The sequence below is a fragment of the Pseudomonas sp. JL23 genome (genome assembly GCF_056933585.1).
On record NZ_CM167795.1, the window covers coordinates 244,607 to 269,677 of the forward strand.

Here is a 25,071-nt window from a genome sequence, read left to right on the forward strand (position 1 = left end):
CGCAGAGCACAAGCCATCGGCAAGGAGTCTTATCTTGCCGAGCATAGACGCTCTCGCCGATCGCCTGTCGGCCTACCTCGGCCACGACCAAGTCAATCTGGTCCGCCGAGCGTATTTCTACGCCGAGCAAGCCCACGATGGTCAGCGCCGCCGCAGCGGTGAGGCCTACGTCACGCATCCGCTCGCGGTCGCGAATATTCTTGCCGACATGCACATGGACCATCAGAGCCTGATGGCCGCCATGCTGCACGACGTGATCGAAGACACCGGTATCGCCAAGGAAGCGCTTTGTGCGCAGTTCGGCGAAACTGTGGCCGAACTGGTCGATGGGGTCAGCAAACTGACCCAGATGAACTTCGAGACCAAGGCCGAGGCCCAGGCCGAAAACTTCCAGAAAATGGCCATGGCCATGGCGCGGGACATTCGCGTGATTCTGGTTAAGCTGGCCGACCGCCTGCACAACATGCGCACCCTTGAAGTGCTGTCCGGCGAAAAACGCCGACGCATCGCCAAGGAAACCCTGGAAATCTATGCGCCCATCGCCAACCGGCTGGGTATGCATGCCATTCGTATCGAGTTCGAGGACCTGGGTTTCAAGGCCATGTATCCGATGCGCTCCTCGCGCATCTATCAGGCGGTCAAGCGCGCCCGCGGTAACCGCAAGGAACTGGTCAACAAGATCGAAGAGTCCCTGAGCCACTGCCTGGCGGTAGACGAAATCCAGGGCGAAGTCAGCGGGCGGCAAAAGCATCTGTACGGCATCTACAAGAAGATGCGCGGCAAGCGCCGGGCCTTCAACGAGATCATGGACGTCTATGCGTTCCGGATCGTCGTCGACAAGGTCGATACCTGCTATCGCGTGCTCGGTGCTGTACATAATTTGTACAAGCCGCTGCCGGGACGCTTCAAGGATTACATCGCGATTCCCAAGGCAAACGGCTACCAGTCGCTGCATACCACGCTGTTCGGCATGCACGGCGTGCCCATCGAGATCCAGATCCGCACCAAGGAAATGGAAGAGATGGCCAACAACGGCATCGCCGCACACTGGCTGTACAAGTCCAGTGACGATGAGCAGCCCAAAGGCACTCATGCCCGTGCCCGTCAGTGGGTCAAGGGCGTGCTGGAAATGCAGCAGCGAGCCGGCAACTCTCTGGAATTCATCGAGAGCGTAAAGATCGACCTGTTCCCGGACGAGGTTTACGTCTTCACACCAAAAGGCCGGATCATGGAGCTGCCCAAAGGCTCCACGGCGGTGGACTTCGCTTACGCGGTGCATACCGACGTTGGCAACAGCTGCATCGCCTGCCGCATCAACCGTCGTCTGGCGCCGTTGTCTGAACCGCTGCAAAGCGGCTCGACCGTCGAAATCGTCAGTGCGCCGGGGGCGAGGCCGAATCCGGCCTGGCTCAATTTCGTCGTGACCGGCAAGGCACGCACCCATATTCGCCATGCCCTCAAGCTGCAGCGCCGTTCGGAATCCATCAGCCTGGGCGAGCGTCTGCTGAACAAGGTCCTGAACGGTTTCGACAGCAGCCTGGAAAAAATTCCGGGCGAGCGAGTCCAGCAAGTCCTGGCCGAGTACCGGGTCGAGGTTATTGAAGATTTGCTCGAAGACATCGGCCTGGGCAATCGCATGGCCTACGTGGTGGCCCGTCGCCTGCTTGGCGAAGGCGATCAGCTGCCGAGTACCGAAGGTCCCCTGGCGATTCGCGGTACCGAGGGGTTGGTGCTCAGCTATGCCAAATGTTGCACTCCGATCCCGGGCGACCCGATTGTTGGCCACCTGTCGGCGGGCAAGGGCATGGTCGTGCACCTGGACAACTGCCGCAACATCAGCGAAATCCGTCACAACCCGGAAAAGTGCATTCAGTTGTCGTGGGCCAAGGACGTCACGGGCGAGTTCAATGTCGAACTGCGCGTCGAGCTTGAGCACCAGCGTGGCCTGATCGCCCTGCTGGCCAGCAGCGTCAACGCCGCCGACGGCAACATCGAAAAAATCAGCATGGACGAGCGCGATGGTCGTATCAGCGTGGTCCAGTTGGTGGTCAGCGTGCACGACCGCGTGCACCTGGCCCGCGTGATCAAGAAACTGCGCGCCCTGACCGGCGTCATCCGCATCACCCGCATGCGCGCGTAGCCCAAAGCCCAACAGGAGTTTTTCATGTCCAAGACCGTTATCAGCAGCGACAACGCCCCGGCGGCCATCGGCACTTATTCCCAGGCGATCAAGGCTGGCAATACCGTGTACATGTCCGGGCAGATTCCGCTGGACCCGAAAACCATGGAGCTGGTCGAAGGCTTCGAAGCCCAGACCGTTCAGGTCTTCGAAAACCTCAAGGCTGTGGCTGAGGCGGCAGGCGGTTCGTTCAAGGACATCGTCAAGCTGAACATCTTCCTGACTGACCTGAGCCATTTCGCCAAGGTCAACGAAGTCATGGGCAAATACTTCGAACAGCCGTACCCGGCCCGCGCCGCTATCGGCGTTGCTGCGTTGCCGCGTGGCGCTCAAGTCGAGATGGACGCGATTCTGGTTCTCGAATAAATCCCCAGGCGCAACGCTTGCGTCGTTGCGCCCTCCCGCTTAGGAAGGACTCTGTTATGCGCTTTGCGCTCGCCCTCTCACTGCTGGCCGCTGTCCTGAGCGGCTGCGCCAGCCACAGCAATCGTTCCCCCGATGGCACCTGGATCAACCAGGCTGCGATCGATGCTGCCGCCAAGGGCGACAATCTGCGTCAGGCGCTGCTAGCCAATGGGCCTAATCTGGAATGGCATATCAATACCAAGGCGAGCCAGGTGACTTACACCAATGGTTTCGAGTTGGTTGAAGGCAAGATCACCAGCGTTGCCAACGGCAAGGTGCACGTCGACTACTACAACTACTCCGATGAGTTGAGTATCAAGGGTGACGAACTGATCCAGGCCGCCAGTGAGTCTGGTCCCGAACAGCATTTTCAGCCACCCAAGGACCCAGCCCCTGCCGGTGCGCCGGTTGGCGCCAGTTTCGAACGGGCCTTGTATGGTGCCTACCTGGGCGGCAAATGGACCATCGTCAGTGGCGACGGCCAGGGCAGCACCGTGCAGTTCATGCCTGACGGCAGCGTGCAGGGCCTGCCGGAAAATGATCGCTATGCGCTGTGTCTGGCTGGCGACTGTGCGTCCATGAGCGGCGAATACGACAGCATGTGGCTGGAAAAGAACGAGCAAGGCAATCCATGGATCTTCGTGCGCAAGGGCAAGCAACTGGAGATTTTCCAGGCGCTGAACAAGGCCGCGGAGAACGACATGCCCGAACTGCATCCGGGCAATCGTCGCTGGTTGCTTGAGCGCAACTGACCGACCGCTCCAATCTTCGACCTGGAATGGGGGGGTGGGACCGGCTTTAGCCGGGAAGACTACATTGCAGGCGATAGATAGGTATCGATCATGCCTGCCTCTTCCCGGCTAAAGCCGGTCCCACCGGGTCAGTCCTTGAGCAAAGCCGCATACCCCTCGCGATAACTCGGATACTGCGGCACCCAGCCTGTCGCTCTGGCCCTGGCGTTGCTGCAACGTTTGCTGCCCGTGCGGCGCAGGGTGCTGTTTTCGGCCCATTGCGTGACATTCAACCGCTTACGCATCCAGTCCACGACTTCGGCCAGCGGCGCAGGCTCGTCGTCGACACCTATATAGATGTCTTCCAGCACTTCTCCCTTGGCATCGGCCAATAACAGCCACGCCAGCAGCCCGGCTGCGTCATCGGCGTGGATGCGGTTGGCGTAGAGTGGCGGCTCGCTGGCGACGCTGTAGCCCTGGCGCACCCGATTGGATAGATCGCTGCGCCCAGGCCCATAGATTCCGGTAAGGCGCACGATGCTGGCAGGCAAGCCGCTGTTCAGCGCGGTCTGTTCGGCCTCAAGCATGATCTGGCCGGAAAAGCCGCCGGGCGTGGTCACCGAGGTTTCATCGGTCCACTCGCCATGTTGTTGCCCGTACACGCTGCTGCTGCTGACGAAAATGACCCTTCGTGGTTTTTGCCCATTGTGTTGCAACCAATCCAGCGCATGTCGCAGGCCGTCGACATAGGCGGCCCGGTAGCCCGCCTCGTCGCGCTCGGTCGGGGTGGCGCAATACACCAGGTAATCGATGCTGCCGGTCGGCCAGTCGGCGGGGATTTGTGTATCGAACAGGTTGCCAGCGACGCCGCGAACCCCTTCGGGCAGCTGCGCGATGTTGCGACGCAGGCCGTAAGCGAGCCAGTCGTGGGGTTGTAACTGCCGGGCCAGACGGCTTCCTATATCGCCGCAGCCAGCGATCAGCACGGAAGGGGCAGACATTTCGATTCTCCGGTAAAGGTCGATTTTTGCGATCGGAGCGAAGAGAAAGTCTTCCGATCAACGTAGGAAAACGCTAAAAAAAAGGCGTAATGCTTTTGTTAACAAGAATTACTTGCAATAATGCCGCACCATTTGTTCTCTCTCAGTGCGTCCAGGCAGTGCGTGATGGACGGAACGAAGCCCTCTTTCATCTCCTCAGGTCAGGCCAGCATGACACGTATTCAATCCTTCGCTTCGCCAACCAAGCTACCCAGCGCTCGTCGCGCCTGGGGTGGTATCGCAGCTCTTGTGCTGAGCATGATGCTCGCACCTGTTGCCCTGGCCGATGAGACGACCACCACTACACCACCTGCTGTCCATAGCGAAGCAGCACCAGTGGCTACTGGGGGTGCTCCAGTTGCTGCGCCGACCGCTGCACCTGGCGCAACGGCTGCTGCACCTGTCGAAACCCTGCAAGCCTTGCCGGAAGAAGGCGCCAACAGCCTCGGCATGGCCCATGACCTGTCGCCATGGGGCATGTACCAGAACGCCGCCCTCGTTGTGAAAGCGGTCATGATCGGTCTGGCCATTGCCTCGATCCTGACCTGGACCATCTGGATCGCCAAGGGCTTCGAGCTGATCGGCGCCAAGCGTCGTCTGCGCAAGGACATCGCCCTGCTCAAACGCTCCCGCACTCTTAATGAGGCCAGTGAACATGCCAGCCGCGAAGGCACCCTGGCGCACCTGCTGGTGCAGGATGCCATGGAAGAAATGCGCCTGTCGGTCAACAGCCGTGAGCGTGAAGGTATCAAGGAGCGTGTCAGCTTCCGTCTGGAGCGTCTGGTCGCTGCCTGTGGCCGCAACATGAGCATCGGTACTGGCGTTCTCGCCACCATCGGTTCCACCGCACCATTCGTGGGGCTGTTCGGTACGGTCTGGGGCATCATGAACAGCTTCATCGGTATCGCCAAGACCCAGACCACCAACCTGGCCGTCGTTGCGCCGGGCATCGCCGAAGCCCTGCTGGCAACTGCCCTGGGTCTGGTTGCGGCCATTCCTGCGGTCGTCATCTACAACGTTTTCGCGCGCTCCATTGCTGGCTACAAGGCTCAGGTTTCCGATGCATCGGCACAGGTTCTGCTGCTGGTCAGCCGCGACCTGGATCACCTGCCACCAGAGCGCAAAGAACAACCGCACATGGTCAAGGTGGGCTGAGCCGTGGGCCTGCATTTAAACGAAGGTGGCGATGATCTCGCCGAAAACCACGAAATCAACGTAACGCCGTTTATCGACGTGATGTTGGTGTTGCTGATCATCTTCATGGTGGCGGCGCCCTTGGCCACGGTCGATATAAAGGTCGACCTGCCCGCTTCCACCGCCAAGCCGCAACCCAGGCCCGAGAAACCGGTGTTCCTCAGCGTCAAGGCGGACCAGAACCTGTATCTGGGCGACGACAAGGTCACCCGTGAGCAACTCGGCGCCGTGCTGGATGCCAAGACCCATGGCAAGAAGGACACCACGATCTTTTTCCAGGCTGACAAGGGTGTCGACTACGGCGACCTGATGGACGTGATGAATACCCTGCGCACTGCGGGCTATCTGAAAGTCGGTCTGGTGGGCCTCGAGACGGCTGGCAAGAAATGATCACGTTGCGCCAACAAATGACGCGCTATACCGGCAGCCTGATTGTGGTGCTGTTGATTCACGCCGTTGCGATTCTCCTGGCGCTTCGCTGGCCGACTACCCAGGCCGTAGAACTTCCTCCGGCGCCCATGATGGTCGAGTTGGCCCCGATACCGGAGCCTGCGCCGCCACCACCGCCCAAGGTCGTTCAACCGCCAACGCCGCCGACGCCGGTGGAAGAACCGCCCATGCCCAAGCTGGTCGAGGCGCCGAAGCCGGAAATCGCCATTCCCAAGCCGGTGCCAAAGCCCAAGCCGAAACCGCAGCCACCCAAGCCGCAGAAGAAGCCTGAGCCGCCTCAGGAAAAGCCGGCTGAAGAAACGCCTGTGGATACGCCTCCTGCGCCGCCAACGCCGACCAAACCGGTTGCGCCCCAGGCTGCGCCACCGGCGCCGCCGAGCAGCGCCTTGCCAAGCTGGCAGGGTGACTTGCTGCGCCATCTGAGCAAGTTCAAGAAGTATCCGGAAGATGCTCGTCGGCGTGGTACGCAAGGGATTGCCCGGTTGCGCTTCGTCGTTGATGCCGAAGGCAACGTGGTGTCTTACTCGATCGCTGGCAGCTCCGGCAGCCCGGTCCTGGATCGAGCCACGCTGGAGATGATCCGTCGCGCCCAGCCGGTGCCCAAACCGCCGAAGGAAGATCTGAACAACGGCACTATCGAGATTCTGGCACCGTTCGTTTACTCCCTGGATCACCGTTAGGGGCTGTTGCCGTTTCAGTGGGCTGCATTGAAACGGCAACAACTGCTCTCAAATGTCCTTTTGATGTAAAACAGTGCCGTTGATAACGTGCGTCTATCGATTGCAGCCGCTATGCTGGGGCCGCAACTTCATGGACGCACGCTATGACTCTCACAGAATTGCGCTATATCGTTACCCTCGCTCAGGAACAGCACTTCGGCCATGCCGCCGAACGCTGCCACGTCAGCCAGCCGACCCTCTCGGTGGGCGTGAAAAAGCTGGAAGATGAACTCGGTGTGCTGATTTTCGAGCGCAGCAAGAGTGCCGTGCGCCTGACTCCAGTTGGCGAAGGCATCGTTGCCCAGGCGCAGAAAGTCCTCGAGCAGGCCCAGGGCATTCGTGAACTGGCCCAGGCCGGCAAGAACCAGTTGACCGCACCGCTTAAGGTCGGCGCCATCTATACCGTCGGCCCTTACCTGTTCCCGCACCTGATCCCGCAACTGCATCGGGTTGCTCCGCAGATGCCGTTGTATATCGAAGAAAACTTCACCCATGTGCTGCGCGACAAGCTGCGCAATGGCGAGTTGGACGCGATCATCATTGCACTGCCGTTCAATGAAGCCGATGTGTTGACCCTGCCGCTGTACGACGAGCCGTTCTATGTCCTGATGCCTGCGGATCATCCGTGGACGCAGAAGGAAACCATCGATGCCGCAGCGCTCAACGACAAGAGCCTGCTGCTGTTGGGCGAAGGCCACTGCTTCCGCGATCAGGTGCTGGAAGCCTGTCCGACCCTGACCAAGGGCAGCGAAGGCGCCAAGCACACCACGGTCGAATCCAGCTCGCTGGAAACCATTCGCCACATGGTCGCTTCCGGTCTGGGAATTTCGATCCTGCCGTTGTCGGCGGTCGACAGTCACCACTATGCGTCCGGCGTGATCGAAGTTCGTCCCCTGACGCCGCCGGTACCCTTCCGTACCGTCGCTATCGCCTGGCGCGCCAGCTTCCCACGGCCCAAGGCCATCGAAATCCTCGCGGACTCGGTACGCCTGTGCTCGGTAGCGAAGCCCAAAGAAGTGAGCACTGCCGCGACATGACTGAGTTGTCCGAGGTCTCGGTCACGGCGCTCAAGGGTGTCGGGGAGGCCATGGCCGAGAAACTGGCCAGAGTGGGTCTGGAAAATCTGCAGGATGTGTTGTTCCACCTGCCCCTGCGTTATCAGGATCGCACCCGTGTCGTCCCCATCGGCCAGTTGCGGCCGGGGCAGGATGCGGTGGTCGAAGGCGTGGTCAGCGGCGCCGATGTGATGATGGGCAAACGCCGCAGCCTGTTGGTGCGCATGGGCGATGGCACCGGTGTGCTGAGCCTGCGCTTCTATCACTTCAGCAATGCCCAGAAGGAAGGCCTCAAGCGCGGCACCCACCTGCGCTGTTTTGGCGAGGCCCGCCCCGGTGCCTCGGGGCTGGAAATCTATCATCCCGAGTACCGTGCCCTGACCGGCGACGAACCCGCGCCCGTTGCGCAGACCCTGACGCCTATCTATCCGCTCACCGAAGGCCTGACCCAGCAACGCCTGCGTCAGTTATGCCAGCAAAGCCTCGAAATGCTAGGGCCGCAGAGTCTGCCGGACTGGCTGCCAGAGGCTCTGGCCCGGGACTACCAACTGGCGCCCCTGGCTGATGCCATTCGCTACCTGCACCACCCACCCGCCGATGCCGATGTCGAAGAGCTGGCCCTCGGTCACCATTGGGCGCAGCATCGCCTGGCTTTTGAAGAGCTGCTGACTCACCAGTTGTCCCAGCAACGTCTGCGCGAAAGCCTGCGTTCCCTGCGCGCGCCAGCCTTGCCCATCGCAAAGAAACTGCCGAAAAAATTCCTCGCCAACCTCGGTTTCCCACCTACGGGCGCGCAGCAGCGGGTCGGTAACGAAGTCGCCTACGACCTGAGTCAATCCGAGCCCATGCTGCGTCTGATCCAGGGCGACGTCGGCGCGGGCAAGACCGTGGTCGCCGCCCTCGCCGCCCTGCAGGCTCTGGAAGCCGGTTATCAGGTAGCGCTGATGGCGCCGACCGAGATCCTTGCCGAGCAGCACTACATCAACTTCAAGCGCTGGCTCGAACCGCTGGGCATCGAGACGGCCTGGCTGGCGGGTAAGCTCAAGGGCAAGGCCCGCGCCGCCTCGCTGGAGCAGATTGCCGGTGGTACACCCATGGTGGTCGGCACCCACGCGCTGTTTCAGGATGAAGTGCAGTTCAAGAACCTGGCCCTGGTGATCATCGACGAGCAGCATCGTTTCGGCGTACAGCAGCGTCTGGCTCTGCGTAATAAAGGTGTTGGCGGGCGGATGTGCCCGCATCAGTTGATCATGACCGCTACACCGATTCCTCGGACCCTGGCCATGAGCGCCTACGCCGACCTCGACACCTCGATCCTCGACGAACTGCCGCCGGGACGTACGCCGGTCAATACCGTACTGGTCGCCGACAGCCGCCGGGTGGAAGTGGTCGAGCGCGTGCGTGCGGCCTGTGCGCAGGGGCGCCAGGCCTATTGGGTCTGCACGCTGATTGAAGAGTCTGAAGAGCTCACCTGCAAGGCCGCAGAAACCACCTTCGAGGAGTTGAGCTGCGCCTTGGGCGAGTTGCGCGTGGGCCTGATCCACGGGCGCATGAAGCCTGTGGAAAAAGCTGCGGTCATGGCCGAGTTCAAGCAGGGGCACCTGCAGTTGTTGGTGGCGACCACTGTTATTGAGGTGGGGGTGGACGTACCCAACGCCAGCCTGATGATCATCGAAAACCCCGAACGCCTGGGTCTGGCTCAATTGCACCAGTTACGCGGCCGGGTCGGTCGGGGCAGCGCCGCCAGCCATTGCGTGCTGCTCTATCATCCGCCGCTGTCGCAGATCGGCCGCCAGCGCCTGGGCATCATGCGCGAAACCAACGACGGTTTTGTCATTGCCGAGAAGGACCTGGAGCTACGCGGACCCGGCGAGATGCTCGGTACCCGACAGACGGGCTTGCTGCAATTCAAAGTTGCCGATTTGATGCGTGACGCGGATTTGCTTCCTGCCGTTCGCGATGCCGCTCAAGTCTTGCTCGAACACTGGCCGCACCATGTCAGCCCACTTTTGGCTCGCTGGTTGCGGCATGGACAGCAGTACGGCCAGGTGTGACGCACGTCTATGCCTGAGCAAGGAGTGAGGCCCACAATAACCAAGCCGGGTATACTTCGGCAATTGTAGGAAATTGGACAAAGATCATGACAGAAGTTGCTCACGTTGCAGACGACCACCATGCCCCGTCCGTTATCCGGACTTTGCTAGGCAAGCTGGGCATCAGCTACAACGAAGTCGTGAACGATGCCAGCCTTCCTGCGGCGCGCAAGGTTCAGGCGGTGCTGGTTGAAGATGCGGTCGGTGCTCTGCTGATCCTGTTCGGGCAAAACCAGCTGCTGGATCTCAAGCGGGTGACCGAGCTGACCGGCCGTGACCTCAAGGCTGTGCCTCACGCTCGTCTGTTGAGCATGCTCAACAAGCACAGCCTGCGGATTTTGCCCGGCATTCCTGCCCTGACCAGCTCGCCTTGCCTCTATGACGAGCAAATGCTTCAAGAGCCGAGCCTGCTGATTGATTCGGGTGAACCCGGCCTGCTGCTGGAAATCACCAGCGAAGACTTCAAGAGCATGCTCAGCAAAGCCAGTGCCGCCAATTTCGGCGAGCCACTGGACAAGATTTCGCCGAACCTTGACCGTCCTCACGATGATGGCCAGGAGATTCACTCGGCGGTAAACGCCTTTACCGCCCGGCGTATTCAGCAGCGCCTGGAGTCGACTCTGGAAATCCCGCCACTGGCCGGTACCGCGCAGAAGATCATCAAGCTGCGGGTCGATCCCGACGCAACCATCGACGATATCACCGGTGTGGTGGAAACCGATCCGGCCCTGGCTGCACAAGTGGTCAGTTGGGCGGCATCGCCTTACTACGCCTCCACCGGCAAGATCCGCTCGGTAGAAGACGCCATCGTGCGCGTGCTGGGCTTCGACCTGGTGATCAACCTGGCCCTTGGCCTGGCGTTGGGCAAAACCCTGAGCCTGCCCAAGGATCATCCGCAACAGACCACGCCGTACTGGCAGCAGTCGATCTACACCGCTGCGGTCATCGAAGGCCTGACCCGCGCCATTCCGCGCCCTGAGCGTCCGGAAGGCGGCTTGACCTACCTGGCCGGCCTGCTGCATAACTTCGGTTACCTGTTGCTGGCCCACGTCTTTCCGCCGCATTTCTCGTTGATCTGCCGTCAACTGGAGGTCAACCCGCATCTGCATCACAGCTATGTCGAGCAGCATTTGCTGGGTATCAGCCGCGAGCAGATCGGCGCCTGGCTGATGCGCTACTGGGACATGCCGGAAGAACTGTCCACCGCCCTGCGCTTCCAGCACGACCCGTACTACGCTGGCGATCATCACAAGTATGCCAATCTGGTATTCCTGTCGGTGCGCATGCTGCGTAACCACAATATCGGCACGGGGCCCAAGCAGGACATTCCAGACGAGTTGTTCGAGCGCCTGCACCTGACCCGCGAAAAGGCTGAAGAAGCCGTAGCCAAAGTGCTGGAAGCCGAAGTGTTGCTGCGCGAACTGGCTTCGCAGTTCGGGCATTGATTCGATCCGCCCTGTAGGACTGGCTTTAGCCGGGAGAGCGCCCTCCCGGCTAAAGCCAGTCCTACGGTCTCTATATGTTGTAAGAAATTTCCGAAGCGAAAGCTGGCTGAAAGCTTCTCCCTTTAGCATCACACCATCGTCGGCATCAGACCGACGCTCCACAAAAATAATGGTGATGCTGATGTCCGCTACTCCCTCTCTATTTGCTTGTCCCCTATTCCGACTCCACGCGCCGCTCGTTCTGAGCTGATTCGCTCAATCGCTTTTCTTAAATCGCGTAACGCCTGGAGTATTCCTATGCTGACCTTCCTCGGCTTCGCCATGGTTGTGGCTTTCATGTACCTGATCATGAGCAAGCGCATGTCCGCGCTGATTGCCCTGATCCTGGTGCCGATCATTTTTGCCCTGTTCGGCGGCTTTGGTGCCGAGATCGGCCCGATGATGCTCACCGGCATCACCAAGCTGGCGCCAACCGGCGTCATGCTGATGTTCGCCATTCTCTATTTTGCCCTGATGATCGACTCCGGCCTTTTCGACCCGGCCGTGCGCAAGATCCTCAAGCTGGTCAAGGGTGACCCGGTCAAGGTCTCGGTAGGTACTGCCGTGCTGGCGCTGGTGGTTTCCCTGGACGGCGACGGCGCTACTACCTACATGATCTGCGTGGCCGCCATGCTGCCGCTGTACAGCCGCATCGGCATGAGCCCGCGGATCATGGCCGGTTTGATCATTCTGGCCGGTGGCGTGATGAACATGACCCCATGGGGTGGCCCGACCGCTCGTGCGGCCAGTGCCCTGCATGTCGACCCTTCGGCGATCTTCGTACCGATGATCCCGGCGATGCTGGCCGGTGTCGTGGCGATCCTGGTCATTGCCTACTTCTACGGCAAGCGTGAGCGCGCTCGCCTTGGTGAGCTGCATGTGGTTGGCGATGAAGTCGATCACAGTGAAATCAGCGTCTCGCAGTTCCCGGACGCCCGTCGTCCTAAACTGATCTGGTTCAACGGCGCCCTGACTCTGGCCTTGATGGTCGCGCTGATCATGGGCCTGTTGCCGCTGCCGGTTCTGTTCATGATCGCTTTCAGTATCGCCATGATCGTCAACTATCCCTGCCTGCAGGCGCAGAAGGACCGTGTTGCGGCCCACGCCGGTAGCGTGCTGGCGGTGGTCGGGCTGATTTTCGCGGCGGGTATCTTCACCGGCATTCTGTCGGGCACTGGCATGGTCGACGCCATGTCCAAGAGCCTGCTGGCGGTGATCCCGGACGCTCTGGGTCCGTACCTTGCGGTCATCACGGCCCTGGCCAGCATGCCGTTCACCTTTTTCATGTCCAACGATGCGTTCTACTATGGCGTGCTGCCGGTGCTCGCTGAGGCTGCCGCGCATTACGGCATCAGCCCGGTCGAAATGGCCCGCGCCTCTATCGTTGGTCAGCCAGTACACTTGCTCAGCCCGTTGGTCCCATCGACTTATCTGCTGGTCGCACTGGCCGGTATCGAGTTCGGTGACCACCAGCGTTTCACCTTGAAATGGGCTGTGCTGGTGTGCCTGTGCATCCTGCTCGCCGCCTTGCTGATGGGGATTTTCCCGCTGTTCAGCACTCTCTAATACAAAACACCCGCCTCGCTGCCGCTCCCTCGGCAGCGAGGCTTTATCGTGCAAAGGAATACCTATGGAATGGCTGCTCAACCCGGAAATCTGGGTTGCTTTCTTGACTCTGACCGCCTTGGAAATCGTTCTGGGCATCGATAACATCATCATGATTTCGATCCTGGTCAGCCGCATGCCCAAGGCCATGCAACCGCGCACCCGGCTCTTCGGCCTGGCGCTGGCGATGATCACGCGGATCATGTTGTTGCTGTCGATCACTTGGGTCATGCGCCTGACGGATGACCTGTTCGTGGTCCTGGGCCAGGGCATATCCGGGCGCGACCTGATCCTGTTCTTCGGTGGTCTGTTCCTGCTGTGGAAAAGCTCACAGGAGATCTACCACGGTCTGGAAGGCGAAGAGGAAACCCTGGACGAGCCCAAGGGCAAGGGCGGTCTGTTCCTCTACACCATCATTCAGATTGCGATCATCGACATCGTGTTCTCCCTGGACTCGGTCATCACCGCAGTAGGCATGGTCTCCAATGTGCCGGTCATGATCGCGGCGATCATCGTTGCCGTACTGGTGATGATGCTCTGCGCCGGCGCCATCAGTGATTTCATCGACAAGCACCCGTCGCTGAAGATGCTGGCCCTGTCGTTCCTGATTGTGGTCGGCACCGTGCTGATTGCTGAAGCCTTCGATGTCCATGTGCCTAAGGGCTATGTCTACTTCGCCATGGCGTTCTCCCTGGCGGTGGAAGCCATCAACATCAAGATGCGTACCGCGAAGGCGAAGAAGAAAGCCCAGAGCGAGCCGGTGAAACTGCGTAAGGATGTGCCGGGGCAATAAAAAGCCGAACGTTGGAGCAGGGCTTGCCCGCGAAGCAAGCGACGCGGTATTGCAGATGTATCGCGTCAGCGTTCTTCGCGGGCAAGCCACGCTCCCACAGGTTGGATTAGCTGTTCAAAATCTGAACAAAACCTTGTTTTGTGACAGATTTATTTCAAATGCAAGTTTCCCTATGCCATGCTGGCGCTCTGGCCAAAGGCCAACTAAAGCTTAGTTGGGCGCAACAAATCACCCGTTTCGCTCGCTACATCGCCATATCTTCATCTTCTTGCCTTCCAATGGCACATTTCAGGGGGCTTTCCTTATGCTGACCCTGCTCGATTTATTGTCGGCGGTTTCCCTGTTGATCTGGGGCACGCACATCGTTCGTACCGGCATCCTGCGCGTTTATGGCACGCAGTTGCGGCGCGTGCTCAGCCAGAACATGTCGAAACGGCCGTTGGCGTTTATCGCCGGTATCCTCGTCACCGCTCTGGTGCAGAGCAGCAACGCCACCGCCATGCTGGCAACGTCCTTCGTCGGCCAGGGGCTGATGGCGCTGACCCCGGCCCTGGCGATCATGCTCGGTGCCGACGTCGGTACGGCGCTGATGTCGCGAGTGCTGACCTTCGACCTGTCATGGCTGTCGCCGCTGCTGATTTTCCTCGGGGTGATTTTCTTCCTGTCGCGCAAGCAGACCCGCATCGGCCAGTTGGGTCGGGTTGCCATCGGTCTGGGCCTGATCGTGCTGGCGCTGCAACTGATCGTCACCGCCGCCGCGCCCATCACCCATGCGGCCGGGGTCAAGGTGCTGTTCGCCTCACTGACCGGCGATCTACTGCTTGATGCCCTGATCGGTGCGTTATTTGCCCTGATCTCCTATTCCAGCCTGGCGGCAGTACTGCTCACGGCGACTCTGGCCGGGTCCGACATCATCAGCCTGCACGTCGCCATCGGCCTGGTGATTGGTGCGAATATCGGCAGCGGCCTGCTGGCCTTTCTCACCACCAGCATGCAGAACGTCGCCGGGCGTCAGGTCGCCTTGGGCAGCCTGCTGTACAAGCTGCTGGGCCTGCTGCTGATCACCCCGGTGCTCAATCCGCTGGTGGTATGGATGGACGGCCTGGGCTTCAGCTCATCGGACATGGTCATCGGCTTTCACCTGAGCTACAACACCCTGCGCTGCCTGCTCATGCTGCCCACGGTCGGCCCCATGGCGCGGCTGTGCGAGCACATCATGCCGATGCGCGTCGAGGTCAACGGCCTGGCCAAGCCGCGTCATCTGGATCTCACGGCGCTGGCGACACCCAGCCTGGCCTTGGCCAATGCCGTGCGCGAAACCCTGCGCATGGGTGATCTGATCGAAGCCATGCTCGCCTCTATGCTGGAAGTGCTGCGTGGTACGCAAACCGCTGTGACCCAGGAAATGCGCCGTCTCAATGATGACGTCGAGGCGCTCTACAGCGCGATCAAGCTGTATCTGGCGCAGATGCCTCGGGACGACCTCAGCGAGCAGGACAACCGCCGTTGGGCCGAAATCATCGAGCTGACCATCAACCTGGAACTGGCCAGCGGTCTGATCGAGCGCATGCTGCGCAAGATCCAGCAGCAGAAGACCGCCCAGCGCCGTTCTTTCTCGGAAGTCGGGCTGGAAGAGCTCAGCGACCTGCAGAGCCAGTTGCAGTCCAATCTGCGCCTGGGCCTGTCAGTGTTCCTCAGTGGCGACCCGGAAAGCGCTCGCCAGTTGCTGCGCGAGAAACGCCGCTTCCGCGCTCAGGAGCGGCGTCTGGCCCACGCCCACGTCAGCCGTTTGCAGCGCAAAGTGGTGCAGAGCCTGGAGACCAGCTCCTTGCACCTGGAGCTGATCGCTGATATGAAGCGCCTCAATTCGCTGTTCTGCAGCAGCGCCTACGCGGTCCTTGAGACGGCAGAGACCGGCGCCCTGTCCAGTGAAGTTGAAGCGGATCCGGCTTTGTAGGCCAGTGAATTCCAGTGGGACCGGCTTTAACCGGGAAGGCGTCGTGATGATCATGCAAATGCAGTGCATGTATCGGCCCTTTCCCGGCTAAAGCCGGTCCCACGGTTTGTCATGCGACAGCCCTGACATGTGAACGTAAACAATCTACTGAAGTCTGTTACACGTACCGGCCCGCAAGGAAGCCTGCTTTATGCGTTGCCTGCTGTTCGCTTGTCTGCTGCTGATTTCCCTGCCTTCGATCGCCCTCGACCGCTTTCAGGTGGAGGGCTATATCCTGCCCAACGGCCTGCAAGTGCTGCTCAAGCCGGGCTATGAAAAAGGCCATGTGGCGATTCGCCTGGTAGTGGGCGTTGGCTTCGATGACTTCCCCTGTGCCGACAAGGAACTGCCGCATCTGCTCGAACACCTGCTGTTCAGCGGTATCGATGACGGCGGCGAAGGAGCCCTGGAAGAGCGCATGCAGGCCCTGGGTGGCGACTGGAACGCCTTCACCAGCAACGCCGATACCACCTTCGTCATCGAAGCCCCGGCGCAGAATCAGCGCAAGGTGCTGGACTTGCTGCTGGCAATCCTCACCCGTACGCGCTTCGATCAGGGTGACCTCGACACGGCCCGGCGTATCGTCGAGCGTGAAGACGGCGGCCATTATTCGCACCTGCAACGCTGGCTTGACCGCCGCGACCTCGGCCATAGCGCCAGCGGCCAGTTGGCCGTTGAACTGGGGCTCAAATGCGCCGAGCGTCCGCAAGCTGACGACCTGAGCCTGAAGCAGGTCGAGGACGTCTATAAAGGCTGGTACGCGCCCAACAACATGACCCTGATCGGGGTCGGCGACCTCGACCGCCTGCTGCCGAGCTACCTGGAGCGCACCTTCGGCCAGATGAGCGCTGTGGAGCCCACCGATCATCCGCCCTTGCCTGCCGTCGATGGTCACGCCGAAACCCGTCGCACCCTGATGCGCGGCATGCTTGGTGATGGCGCGCGCATGCACCTGATCTACCCGGAGCCCGAACTGGGCGAGCAGCATGACGAAACCCTGGAACTGCTCAAGGCCTACCTCGACTGGGCGTTGTATAGCGATCTGCGCCTGAAGAACGGCTTGTCCTACGGGCCATGGGCCGAGCGCGAGGTGTTTGGCGACAGCGGTTTCCTCAGCCTGAATGCCGATCTGGACCGACGCGATGTCGATGAGGCCGAAGACGATATTCACAACCTGCTGCAGCGCCTGAACAAGGACGGCCTGGATCCCGCCACTTTTGCCCGCCTGCGACAGACCCTGATCGCCAAACAGGCTTGGGCCGTGCAGGGCAACAGCGCTCTGGCCGATTACTATTGGGGCTCGCTGAACGAGTATGACGACGGCCATTTCGATGACCCGGCGAAGCGGATCAAGGCCGTCAGCGTCGATACCGCCAATCAGGCCCTGCATCGCTTGCTGGCGCAGACACCCTACATGCGCATTGAAAAGCCACTATTGAGCTACGACGGCTTATATTGGCTGGTTGCGGCCATCGCGGGCCTGCTGCTATTGCTGTGCATGCTGCTGATTTGGCGCAAGCGCAGGTAGACGCTGTTATCCTGCGGCCCCTTTTTTTGTAACGACAAAGCGAACGCCTCAATGCTCGATTGGAACGCCCACATATCCCGCGTGCTTGGCCTGATGAAGCGCTATCCGGGGGTGATTGCGGCGGGCGGTTTCATTTCGGGGATTTGCAGCTTCATTCTGGTCGACCGGCAACAGGGCCTGGCCACCTGGATTGCGACGGTGATGCTGATCAGCTGGCTGTGGCTGATGGTCGAAAACAGCGCCACTGCCCTGTTCGCCCGACTGTTCAAGCGCGAGATTCCTCAGGGGCTGCTGCGCTACGGCACCCAGATGATCCATCAGGAAAGCCTGTTTTTCGTCCTGCCGTTCTTCTTTATCACCACCACCTGGAACAGCGGCCAGTCGGTGTTCACCACGGTACTGGGCATCGCCGGGCTGATCTCCATCACCGACCCGCTGTACTACCACTGGCTGGCGCCGCGGCGCTGGCTGTTCATGGCCCTGCACACGCTTACCCTGTTCGCCGCACTGCTGACGGCGCTGCCGATCATCCTGCACCTGACCACCGCCGAGAGTTACAAGCTGGCCTTGGGTATCGCCATGCTGCTTTCGTTTCCCAGCCTGGCGTCGAGCTTCCCCGTCAGCACCTGGCGTCGGGGTATCGTGTTGGTGCTGATGACCCTGTCTATCGGCGCTGCGGGCTGGGCCCTGCGTTCCTGGGTGCCCCCAGCGACACTGTGGATGACCGAGTTCGCCGTCAGCACCAGCTTCGATGAAAAGAACCGCACCCCCGGCGACAATATCGAGCAGATCAGCGCTAACCAGATGCGCAGTGGCGGTCTTTACGCCTATACCTCGATCAACGCACCGCGCGGCCTGGACGAGCAGATTTTCCACGTCTGGTCGCGTGATGGCGTGGAAATGGACCGCATTGCCATGAACATTCATGGCGGGCGCAAAGAAGGCTATCGTGCGTGGACACACAAACAGAATTTTCCGGCTGATATCGTCGGCCATTGGCAGGTACGGGTGCTGACCGAGGACGGGCAAATGATCGGCGTGCTGCGCTTTGACGTGGTCGACGGTGATCAGCCTGCGGTGACCAGCCCTGTGGTCAAACCCATGGGCCTGAAGCCGCGCGACGACTCGGCCCCCGACAAGGCAGACGCTCCAGCGAAATAGAGGCAGCATGACCACGCAGACGCTGACCGCACATGACCAATCTCCGGCAGCCACTGCCCCCGGGCGGGCCGGCAGCGCTGTGCTGGATACTTCGACTACGCCTGCGCAACTGCGCATCGACGGTGACTGGACGCTGCCCCATTACCGCGTGCTGAAGCAGCAGACCGACGCACTTGGCAGCAACTATGACGCCAGTGTGCCGGTGGACATGAGTCGCCTGCGCGCGCTGGACACGGCCGGCGCCTCGCTGCTGGTCGAGCTGCTCGGCACCGAGCGCCTGGCCAGACTGGCAGTGAATGCTCCGGAGCTGCCCCTGTCCAGCCGCGCGCTGCTGCAAACCATCCAGACTGCTTTATGTGACTACTGCGCCCCGGCCAAGGAGCCGGAAATTGCCGTCGGCATGCAGTTGTTGGCGCGTATCGGTTGCGCAGTGGACAAGGTCTGGACCGACACCCTGCAACTGCTGGGCTTTATCGGCCTGATCCTGCAAACCGTAGTGTTCAATCTGCCCCGCCCCAAGCGCTGGCGCATGACGTCGGTGATCACCCATATCGAACAGACCGGCCTCGATGCCGCACCCATCGTTGCGCTGCTGACCTTTCTGGTCGGCGCAGTAGTGGCGTTCCTGGGCGCTACGGTGCTGAAAACCTTCGGCGCGAGTATCTTCACCGTCGACCTGGTAGCGTTCTCGTTCCTACGCGAGTTTGGCGTGCTGCTGACCGCGATTCTGATGGCCGGCCGTACCGCCAGTGCCTTTACCGCGCAGATCGGCTCCATGAAGGCCAACGAAGAAATCGATGCCATCCGCACCCTCGGCCTGAGCCCTGTGGAATTGCTGGTCGCGCCACGGGTATTGGCCTTGTTGATTTCCCTGCCGCTGCTGACCTTTCTGGCGATGATCTGCGGCATTATCGGCGGCGGTGTGGTCTGCGCCTTGTCCCTGGATATTTCCCCAGCCATGTTCCTCTCTTTGTTGCAGGCCGATATCGGCGTGCAGCACTTTCTGGTGGGGATCGTCAAAGCGCCGATCTTTGCCTTTTTGATTGCTGCCATTGGTTGCCTGGAAGGCTTCAAGGTCAGCGGCAGCGCCGAGTCCGTGGGCGCCCATACCACCTCCAGCGTGGTGCAGTCGATTTTCGTGGTCATCGTCCTCGACGCCATGGCCGCACTGTTTTTCATGGAGATGGGTTGGTGATCAAGAGTCCGCACCTGCGCAGTGAAGCGGTGATCGAAGTGCGTGGCCTGTGCAATCGTTTTGGCAGCCAGAGCGTGCACGAAGACCTCGATCTGGACCTGTATCGCGGCGAAATCCTCGGCGTGGTCGGTGGCTCGGGGACCGGCAAGTCGGTGCTGCTGCGCAGCATCGTCGGCCTGCAGCGACCCAGCGCCGGGAGCATTCGGGTCTTTGGCGACGATTTGCAGCAGCTGTCGGAGAACGCTCGCTCCCAGGTCGAGCGGCGCTTTGGCGTGTTGTTTCAGAAGGGCGCGCTGTTTTCCTCCCTGACCCTCACGGAAAACGTCGCCCTGCCCTTGATTGAGCACGCCCGGCTCAGTCGCGACGAGGCCGAGCACCTGGCCGGGGTCAAGCTGGCTCTGGCCGGGTTGCCGTTGTCGGCGGCGCACAAGTACCCGGCCTCACTGTCGGGCGGCATGATCAAGCGTGCCGCTCTGGCCCGCGCGTTGGCTCTGGACCCGGACATCCTGTTTCTCGACGAACCCACAGCGGGGCTCGATCCCATCGGCGCCGCGGCCTTCGACCAGTTGATCCTGACCTTGCGCGATGCCCTGGGCCTGAGCGTGTTTCTGGTGACCCATGACCTGGACACGCTCTATACCATCACCGACCGGGTCGCGGTGCTGTCGCAGAAACGCGTGCTGGTGGCCGCGCCCATCGACAAGGTTGCGGCGACCCAGGATGCGTGGATTCACGAGTATTTCCACGGGCCGCGCGGACGCGCTGCCTACTCCGCCATGTCCCTGCCCAAAGAGGTTTGATGATGGAAACCCGTGCCCATCATGTCTTGATCGGCCTGTTCACTGTGATCGTGGTGGCGGCGGCGCTGCTGTTCGGCCTGTGGCTGGCCAAGTCCAGTGTCGACAGCGCCTTCAAGGATTACGAAGTGGTGTTCAACGAGGCGGTGACCGGCCTGACAAAGGGCAGCGCCGTGCAGTACAGCGGCATTACTGTGGGCAGCGTCATGCAGCTGCGGCTGGACCCCAAGGACCCGCGCCGGGTGCTGGCGCAGATCCGCCTGGTCGGCGAAACCCCGATCAAGCAGGACACTCAGGCCAAGCTGGCGCTGACGGGCATCACCGGCACCTCGATCATTCAGCTCAGTGGCGGCACGCCGCAGAGCCCGGAGCTGATCGGCCTCGACGGTCGCCTGCCAGTGATCATCGCCTCGCCCTCGCCCATCTCGAGGCTGCTCAACGACAGCAATGACCTGATGAGCAGCATCAACCAGCTGCTGCATAACGCCAACCAGATGTTCTCCGCCGAGAACGTGCAGAACCTTTCCGCCACCCTCGCCCATCTGGAGCAGGCGACCGGCGCCGTGGCCGATCAGCGCGATGACATCCGCCAGACCCTCAAGCAGATGGGCCTGCTCAGCAAGCAGGCCAGCGCCACTCTGGAGCAGACCGCCGGGCTGATGCGCAGCGCTGGCGGCCTGCTTAACAATGAGGGCAAGCAGGCATTCACCAGTGCCGAGCAGGCGATGAAGTCCCTGGCCCAGAGCACTGCGACCATCAATGGCCTGCTCAAGGACAATCGCCAGTCTCTGGATAGCGGCATGCAGGGCCTCAATGACCTCGGCCCGGCAATCAACGAATTGCGCGAGACTCTGGCCTCGCTGCGGGCGGTGTCCAAGCGTCTGGAAGCCAACCCCAGCGGCTATTTGCTCGGGCGTGACAAGAACAAGGAGTTTGAACCATGACAGGCCTGAAATCAGTGGTAGGCCGCTGCTTGATCGTGAGTGCGATGGCGCTATCCAGCGCCTGCTCGATCCTGCCGCCTGCCGAACCGATGGATGTCTATCAGTTGCACGGCGGGCCTTACTCGCGCCTGACCGGCACGAATGAGCTGGTGCGCTGGTCCCTGCGCATCGATCGGCCCAAGGCCAGCGAGGCTCTGGACAGCCCGCGCATTGCCGTGGTGCCTCAGGACAACCTGATCAGCAGCTACAAAGGCGCGCGCTGGAGCGACGCCGGGCCGCTGATGCTGCGTAACCAGATTCGCGACCTGTTCGTCACCGACCATCGGGTGCAGGCCGTCAGCACCGATGACACTAATCTGCAGGCCGACTTCGAGCTAAATGGCGACCTGCTGGCCTTTCAGAGCGAATACCGGGGGGCGGCGATTGAAGTGGTGATTCGCTACGACGCGCGATTGGTCGACGACCGCCAGCGCATCATCGCCAGCCACCGCTTCGAAGTGCGTCAGCCAGCCAAGGGCAAGGAAGTACCGGCGGTAGTTGCGGCTTTTGACACTGCGAGCAACGAGCTGGCGTGGCAGGTATTGGAGTGGACGTTGCAGGAAGGGAGCAAGAATCACCCCTCCTCAAGATAAGCGCAGATCCGTGGGAGCGAGGCTTGCCTGCGAAGAGGCCGGTACATTCAAAACATTTGTTGTGAAAGATAAATCGCTTTCGCGGGCAAGCCTCGCTCCAACGCAGGCGTCTTTTATCACTCACCCTAGGCAGTAGCCCCAAAGAACCAATAGCAGACAAAAATCGCCGCAATCACCCCTGCCAACTCCGCCAGCAACGCGCAGCCCACTGCATGCCGGGCGCGCTGGATGCCGACGGCGCCGAAATACACCGCCAACACATAGAAGGTGGTTTCGGTGCTGCCCTGAATCGTCGCCGCCACCAGCGCCGGGAAACTGTCCACGCCCTGGGTCTTCATGGTCTCGATCAGCATGGCCCTGGCCGCGCTGCCGGAGAACGGTTTGACCAACGCCGTGGGCAAGGCATCGACGAAACGGGTATCCAGGCCCAGCCACTGCACCACATGGCGAATGCCTTCCAGACCGAAGTCCAACGCCCCGGATGCGCGCAACACGCCCACCGCGCAGAGCATCGCCACCAGATAGGGCAGCAGGCTCTTGGCCACGTCGAAGCCTTCCTTGGCACCTTCGACGAACATCTCGTAGACCTTGACCTTACGCAGCGCGCCGACGATCAGGAATAGCAGGATCAGGCCGAACATCATCAGGTTGCCGAGGATCGACGACAGACTCGCCAGGGCCGTGGCTGACAGGGTCGCCAGCAGGGCCATGAAGCCACCCAGGATCAGCGCGCCAGGCACCAGGTACGCGAGCACCACCGGGTCCCACAGCCGCAGGCGCTGCATGAAGGCCACCGACAGCAGGCCCACCAGGGTCGAGGCGCTGGTCGCCAGCAGGATCGGCAGAAACACCAGGGTAGGGTCCACGGCACCTTGCTGGGCGCGATAGATAAAGATCGTCACCGGCAGCAGGGTCAGGGACGACGCATTGAGTACCAGGAACAGGATCTGCGCGTTACTGGCCGTGGTTTCGCTGGGGTTAAGCTCCTGCAGCGAACGCATGGCCTTCAGGCCGATCGGCGTGGCGGCGTTGTCCAGGCCCAGGGCGTTGGCGGCGAAGTTCAGGGTGATCAGGCCCAGGGCGGGGTGCCCGGCCGGCACGCCCGGCATCAGGCGCAAGAACAGCGGCCCGAGAACCTTGGCCAGCCAGTCGACAATCCCGGCCCGCTCGGCGATACGCAGGAAGCCCAGCCAAAGAGTGAGAGTGCCGAACAGCACCACCATGACCTCGACCGACAGCTTGGCCATGGCAAAGATACTTTCCACCATCGCGGCAAAGATCCCGGCGTTGCCGCCCACCAGCCATTGCGCCAGTGCCGACACCGCTGCCACGAGAAAAAAGCTGAGCCATAGGCCATTGAGCATCAGGCGGATCCTTCAACTGAAAACTACTGATAAAAACACGTTGTGGGACCGGCTTTAGCCGGGAAAGCGTCGGTCCAGCCGATACTCTTCCATCGTCTGGTAACCCTTCTTCCCGGCTAAAGCCGGTCCCACAACAACCCCCACACCGAGTGGGATTTTTATGTGACGCGGCGATGATAGCGGTGGCACCCCGCAAACAACAAACCCCGAAGATGTCGGGGTTTGTGTGTGCTGCGTCGCCGGGGTTATTCGGCGGCGGGGCGGCCTGCCGGAACAGCTTCCTTGCTACGCCAGTGCGGCAGGGAGTTCCAATAGCGCTGGCCCTTGGCATCGTCGTACATGCCTTCCCAGCGCGCGATAACCAATACGGCCAAGGCGTTGCCGATTACGTTCAGCGCGGTGCGGGCCATGTCCATGATGCGGTCGACGCCAGCAATAAAGGCCAGGCCTTCCAGCGGGATGCCAGCGCTGCCCAAGGTCGCGAGCAGGACCACGAAGGACACGCCCGGCACACCGGCAATACCCTTGGAGGTGACCATCAGGGTCAGCACCAGCATGATCTGAGCGCCGACCGACAGGTCAATGCCATACAGCTGAGCGATAAAGATGGCGGCGATGCTCTGATACAGAGTCGAGCCGTCGAGGTTGAACGAGTAGCCGGTCGGCACCACGAAGCTGCAGATGGCTTTCGGCGCGCCGTAGGCTTCCATCTTCTCGATGACCCGTGGCAGCACGGTTTCGGAGCTGGCGGTGGAGTAGGCCAGTACCAGCTCATCCTTGAAGATGCGCATCAGCTTGATCACTGAGAAGCCGAACAGGCGAGCAATCAGGCCCAGGACCACGAAGGCGAAGAAGGCAATCGCGACGTAAACCAGGATCACCAGCTTGGCCAGCGGCAGCAGCGAGGCAAAACCGAAGTTGGCGACGGTCACGGCGATCAGGGCGAATACGCCGATCGGGGCGTAGTTCATGATCATGTGAGTGACCTTGAACATGGTTTCCGAAACGCCCTGGAACACCTTGACCAGAGGCTCGCGCACGTCGTTTTGCAGAGCCGACAGGCCCATGCCGAACAGCACCGAGAAGAAAATGATCGGCAGCATGTCGCCACGGGCAACCGCTGCGAAGATATTCGACGGGATCAGGTTGAGAATGGTCGCGATAAAGGCGTGATCATGCTGAACTTCGGCAGTGGTCTTCTGGTACTGGGAGATATCCACAGTACCCAGGGTGCTCATGTCGATGCCGCTACCCGGGTGGAACAGATTGGCCAGCACCAAGCCGACGATGATGGCGACGGTGGTGACGATTTCGAAATAGATAATGGTTTTAAGGCCGATGCGCCCAAGCTTCTTGGCATCGCCAACTCCGGCGATCCCCACGATCAGCGACGAGACGACAATCGGGATGACGATCATCTTGATCAGGCGAATGAAGATATCGCCTGCCGGTTGCAGAATGTTGCTGATCCACCAGGCCTTCTCGGCGCTGAAGTGGTTGAGCAGCGCCCCCAGCGCGACGCCCAGTACCAGGCCAATGACGATTTGCCAGGCGAGGCTCAGTTTTGCCTTCTTCATATCGTTACCCTTGTTTTCAAGTGGCCAGGGCTTCTGAAACCGACATTTACCGTGCCGTTTTCAGGCATTGGCTTTTAACGCCGAAATGGATCCAGAAATACCCTGAAGATCACTGCAAACGAGCGTCCC

General features: G+C 60.9%; 21 protein-coding genes. 18 read left to right on the forward strand and 3 right to left on the reverse strand.

Translation table 11 applies throughout. From position 1 onward, the window contains the following. The first annotated feature begins 34 nt into the window (after window positions 1-34). From spoT to AC1Z24_RS01185, 3 genes are read left to right on the forward strand one after another with little or no spacing between them, the layout of a single operon-like run. Window positions 35-2,140, forward strand: a complete 2,106-nt coding sequence (gene spoT / locus AC1Z24_RS01175; protein WP_259101441.1) for a bifunctional GTP diphosphokinase/guanosine-3',5'-bis pyrophosphate 3'-pyrophosphohydrolase — start codon at window positions 35-37, stop codon at window positions 2,138-2,140. Between the two features lie 24 nt (window positions 2,141-2,164). Continuing rightward, on the forward strand, window positions 2,165-2,545 hold the full coding sequence (locus AC1Z24_RS01180) for a RidA family protein (protein WP_259101443.1): 381 nt from the start codon (window positions 2,165-2,167) through the stop codon (window positions 2,543-2,545). A 56-nt stretch (window positions 2,546-2,601) separates the two neighbouring features. Continuing rightward, complete coding sequence (locus AC1Z24_RS01185) at window positions 2,602-3,336, forward strand: hypothetical protein (RefSeq protein ID WP_483744252.1); 735 nt, start codon at window positions 2,602-2,604, stop codon at window positions 3,334-3,336. 128 nt (window positions 3,337-3,464) lie between these two features. Here the strand turns inward: AC1Z24_RS01185 and AC1Z24_RS01190 are convergent, their stop codons facing one another. Next, window positions 3,465-4,316, reverse strand: a complete 852-nt coding sequence (locus AC1Z24_RS01190) for an NAD-dependent epimerase/dehydratase family protein (RefSeq protein WP_483744253.1) — start codon at window positions 4,314-4,316, stop codon at window positions 3,465-3,467. A gap of 210 nt (window positions 4,317-4,526) precedes the next feature. On the opposite strand from AC1Z24_RS01190, the gene exbB reads away from it, so the two are divergent. The 15 genes from exbB (at window position 4,527) to AC1Z24_RS01265 (ending at window position 22,001) form a co-directional block, all read left to right on the forward strand. Further along, complete coding sequence (exbB, locus tag AC1Z24_RS01195; protein ID WP_483744254.1) at window positions 4,527-5,510, forward strand: tonB-system energizer ExbB; 984 nt, start codon at window positions 4,527-4,529, stop codon at window positions 5,508-5,510. A gap of 3 nt (window positions 5,511-5,513) precedes the next feature. Continuing rightward, on the forward strand, window positions 5,514-5,939 hold the full coding sequence (gene exbD / locus AC1Z24_RS01200) for a TonB system transport protein ExbD (RefSeq protein WP_259101449.1): 426 nt from the start codon (window positions 5,514-5,516) through the stop codon (window positions 5,937-5,939). Further along, entirely contained in the window at window positions 5,936-6,679 is a 744-nt protein-coding gene (locus AC1Z24_RS01205; RefSeq protein ID WP_483744255.1) for an energy transducer TonB, read from the forward strand. Before exbD ends, AC1Z24_RS01205 begins: the two co-directional genes overlap by 4 nt. Window positions 6,680-6,822: 143 nt before the next feature. Continuing rightward, window positions 6,823-7,755: a hydrogen peroxide-inducible genes activator gene (locus AC1Z24_RS01210; protein ID WP_483744256.1), complete on the forward strand. Its 933-nt coding sequence runs from the start codon at window positions 6,823-6,825 to the stop codon at window positions 7,753-7,755. Further along, window positions 7,752-9,827 (forward strand): ATP-dependent DNA helicase RecG, encoded by a 2,076-nt coding sequence (recG, locus tag AC1Z24_RS01215; RefSeq protein ID WP_483744257.1) that lies wholly within the window; start codon window positions 7,752-7,754, stop codon window positions 9,825-9,827. The genes AC1Z24_RS01210 and recG overlap by 4 nt, the downstream gene beginning before the upstream one ends. A gap of 86 nt (window positions 9,828-9,913) precedes the next feature. Beyond that, on the forward strand, window positions 9,914-11,311 hold the full coding sequence (locus AC1Z24_RS01220; RefSeq protein WP_483744258.1) for an aminoacyl-tRNA deacylase and HDOD domain-containing protein: 1,398 nt from the start codon (window positions 9,914-9,916) through the stop codon (window positions 11,309-11,311). A 297-nt stretch (window positions 11,312-11,608) separates the two neighbouring features. Next, complete coding sequence (locus tag AC1Z24_RS01225) at window positions 11,609-12,916, forward strand: CitMHS family transporter (RefSeq protein ID WP_483744259.1); 1,308 nt, start codon at window positions 11,609-11,611, stop codon at window positions 12,914-12,916. Between the two features lie 64 nt (window positions 12,917-12,980). Beyond that, window positions 12,981-13,748 carry a TerC family protein gene (locus AC1Z24_RS01230; protein WP_483744260.1) on the forward strand — a complete coding sequence of 256 codons (768 nt, stop codon included), beginning with the start codon at window positions 12,981-12,983 and terminating at the stop codon, window positions 13,746-13,748. Between the two features lie 304 nt (window positions 13,749-14,052). Next, on the forward strand, window positions 14,053-15,705 hold the full coding sequence (locus AC1Z24_RS01235) for a Na/Pi cotransporter family protein (protein WP_483744261.1): 1,653 nt from the start codon (window positions 14,053-14,055) through the stop codon (window positions 15,703-15,705). A 190-nt stretch (window positions 15,706-15,895) separates the two neighbouring features. Beyond that, entirely contained in the window at window positions 15,896-17,272 is a 1,377-nt protein-coding gene (locus AC1Z24_RS01240) for a M16 family metallopeptidase (protein WP_483744262.1), read from the forward strand. Between the two features lie 51 nt (window positions 17,273-17,323). Continuing rightward, window positions 17,324-18,433 carry a DUF5924 family protein gene (locus tag AC1Z24_RS01245; RefSeq protein ID WP_483744263.1) on the forward strand — a complete coding sequence of 370 codons (1,110 nt, stop codon included), beginning with the start codon at window positions 17,324-17,326 and terminating at the stop codon, window positions 18,431-18,433. Between the two features lie 7 nt (window positions 18,434-18,440). Then, a complete protein-coding gene (locus AC1Z24_RS01250) occupies window positions 18,441-19,628 on the forward strand; it encodes an ABC transporter permease (RefSeq protein WP_483744264.1) in 1,188 nt (395 codons plus the stop codon). Continuing rightward, the gene (locus AC1Z24_RS01255; RefSeq protein ID WP_483744265.1) at window positions 19,625-20,428 is read left to right on the forward strand and encodes an ABC transporter ATP-binding protein; all 804 of its coding nucleotides are present in this window, start codon (window positions 19,625-19,627) and stop codon (window positions 20,426-20,428) included. The genes AC1Z24_RS01250 and AC1Z24_RS01255 overlap by 4 nt, the downstream gene beginning before the upstream one ends. 2 nt (window positions 20,429-20,430) lie before the next feature. Next, a complete protein-coding gene (locus AC1Z24_RS01260) occupies window positions 20,431-21,369 on the forward strand; it encodes an MlaD family protein (protein WP_483746499.1) in 939 nt (312 codons plus the stop codon). Beyond that, window positions 21,366-22,001, forward strand: coding sequence for an ABC-type transport auxiliary lipoprotein family protein (locus AC1Z24_RS01265; protein WP_483744266.1), 636 nt, complete (start codon window positions 21,366-21,368; stop codon window positions 21,999-22,001). Before AC1Z24_RS01260 ends, AC1Z24_RS01265 begins: the two co-directional genes overlap by 4 nt. A gap of 125 nt (window positions 22,002-22,126) precedes the next feature. Here the strand turns inward: AC1Z24_RS01265 and AC1Z24_RS01270 are convergent, their stop codons facing one another. Further along, window positions 22,127-23,365: a nucleoside recognition domain-containing protein gene (locus tag AC1Z24_RS01270; protein ID WP_483744267.1), complete on the reverse strand. Its 1,239-nt coding sequence runs from the start codon at window positions 23,363-23,365 to the stop codon at window positions 22,127-22,129. Between the two features lie 245 nt (window positions 23,366-23,610). Then, window positions 23,611-24,942, reverse strand: a complete 1,332-nt coding sequence (gene gltP, locus AC1Z24_RS01275) for a glutamate/aspartate:proton symporter GltP (protein WP_483744268.1) — start codon at window positions 24,940-24,942, stop codon at window positions 23,611-23,613. Window positions 24,943-25,071 lie beyond the last annotated feature (129 nt).

Excerpts from the sequence above, each read along its gene's own strand:
- AC1Z24_RS01240 (WP_483744262.1), top strand. The coding sequence starts at position 15,896 with ATGCGTTGCCTGCTGTTCGCTTGTCTGCTGCTGATTTCCCTGCCTTCG.
- AC1Z24_RS01235 (WP_483744261.1), top strand. The coding sequence starts at position 14,053 with ATGCTGACCCTGCTCGATTTATTGTCGGCGGTTTCCCTGTTGATCTGG.
- AC1Z24_RS01210 (WP_483744256.1), top strand. The coding sequence starts at position 6,823 with ATGACTCTCACAGAATTGCGCTATATCGTTACCCTCGCTCAGGAACAG.
- AC1Z24_RS01180 (WP_259101443.1), top strand. The coding sequence starts at position 2,165 with ATGTCCAAGACCGTTATCAGCAGCGACAACGCCCCGGCGGCCATCGGC.
- AC1Z24_RS01230 (WP_483744260.1), top strand. The coding sequence starts at position 12,981 with ATGGAATGGCTGCTCAACCCGGAAATCTGGGTTGCTTTCTTGACTCTG.
- AC1Z24_RS01205 (WP_483744255.1), top strand. The coding sequence starts at position 5,936 with ATGATCACGTTGCGCCAACAAATGACGCGCTATACCGGCAGCCTGATT.
- exbB (WP_483744254.1), top strand. The coding sequence starts at position 4,527 with ATGACACGTATTCAATCCTTCGCTTCGCCAACCAAGCTACCCAGCGCT.
- AC1Z24_RS01185 (WP_483744252.1), top strand. The coding sequence starts at position 2,602 with ATGCGCTTTGCGCTCGCCCTCTCACTGCTGGCCGCTGTCCTGAGCGGC.
- AC1Z24_RS01245 (WP_483744263.1), top strand. The coding sequence starts at position 17,324 with ATGCTCGATTGGAACGCCCACATATCCCGCGTGCTTGGCCTGATGAAG.
- AC1Z24_RS01270 (WP_483744267.1), bottom strand. The coding sequence starts at position 23,365 with ATGCTCAATGGCCTATGGCTCAGCTTTTTTCTCGTGGCAGCGGTGTCG.
- AC1Z24_RS01265 (WP_483744266.1), top strand. The coding sequence starts at position 21,366 with ATGACAGGCCTGAAATCAGTGGTAGGCCGCTGCTTGATCGTGAGTGCG.
- AC1Z24_RS01220 (WP_483744258.1), top strand. The coding sequence starts at position 9,914 with ATGACAGAAGTTGCTCACGTTGCAGACGACCACCATGCCCCGTCCGTT.
- AC1Z24_RS01250 (WP_483744264.1), top strand. The coding sequence starts at position 18,441 with ATGACCACGCAGACGCTGACCGCACATGACCAATCTCCGGCAGCCACT.
- gltP (WP_483744268.1), bottom strand. The coding sequence starts at position 24,942 with ATGAAGAAGGCAAAACTGAGCCTCGCCTGGCAAATCGTCATTGGCCTG.
- AC1Z24_RS01190 (WP_483744253.1), bottom strand. The coding sequence starts at position 4,316 with ATGTCTGCCCCTTCCGTGCTGATCGCTGGCTGCGGCGATATAGGAAGC.
- AC1Z24_RS01225 (WP_483744259.1), top strand. The coding sequence starts at position 11,609 with ATGCTGACCTTCCTCGGCTTCGCCATGGTTGTGGCTTTCATGTACCTG.
- recG (WP_483744257.1), top strand. The coding sequence starts at position 7,752 with ATGACTGAGTTGTCCGAGGTCTCGGTCACGGCGCTCAAGGGTGTCGGG.
- AC1Z24_RS01260 (WP_483746499.1), top strand. The coding sequence starts at position 20,431 with ATGGAAACCCGTGCCCATCATGTCTTGATCGGCCTGTTCACTGTGATC.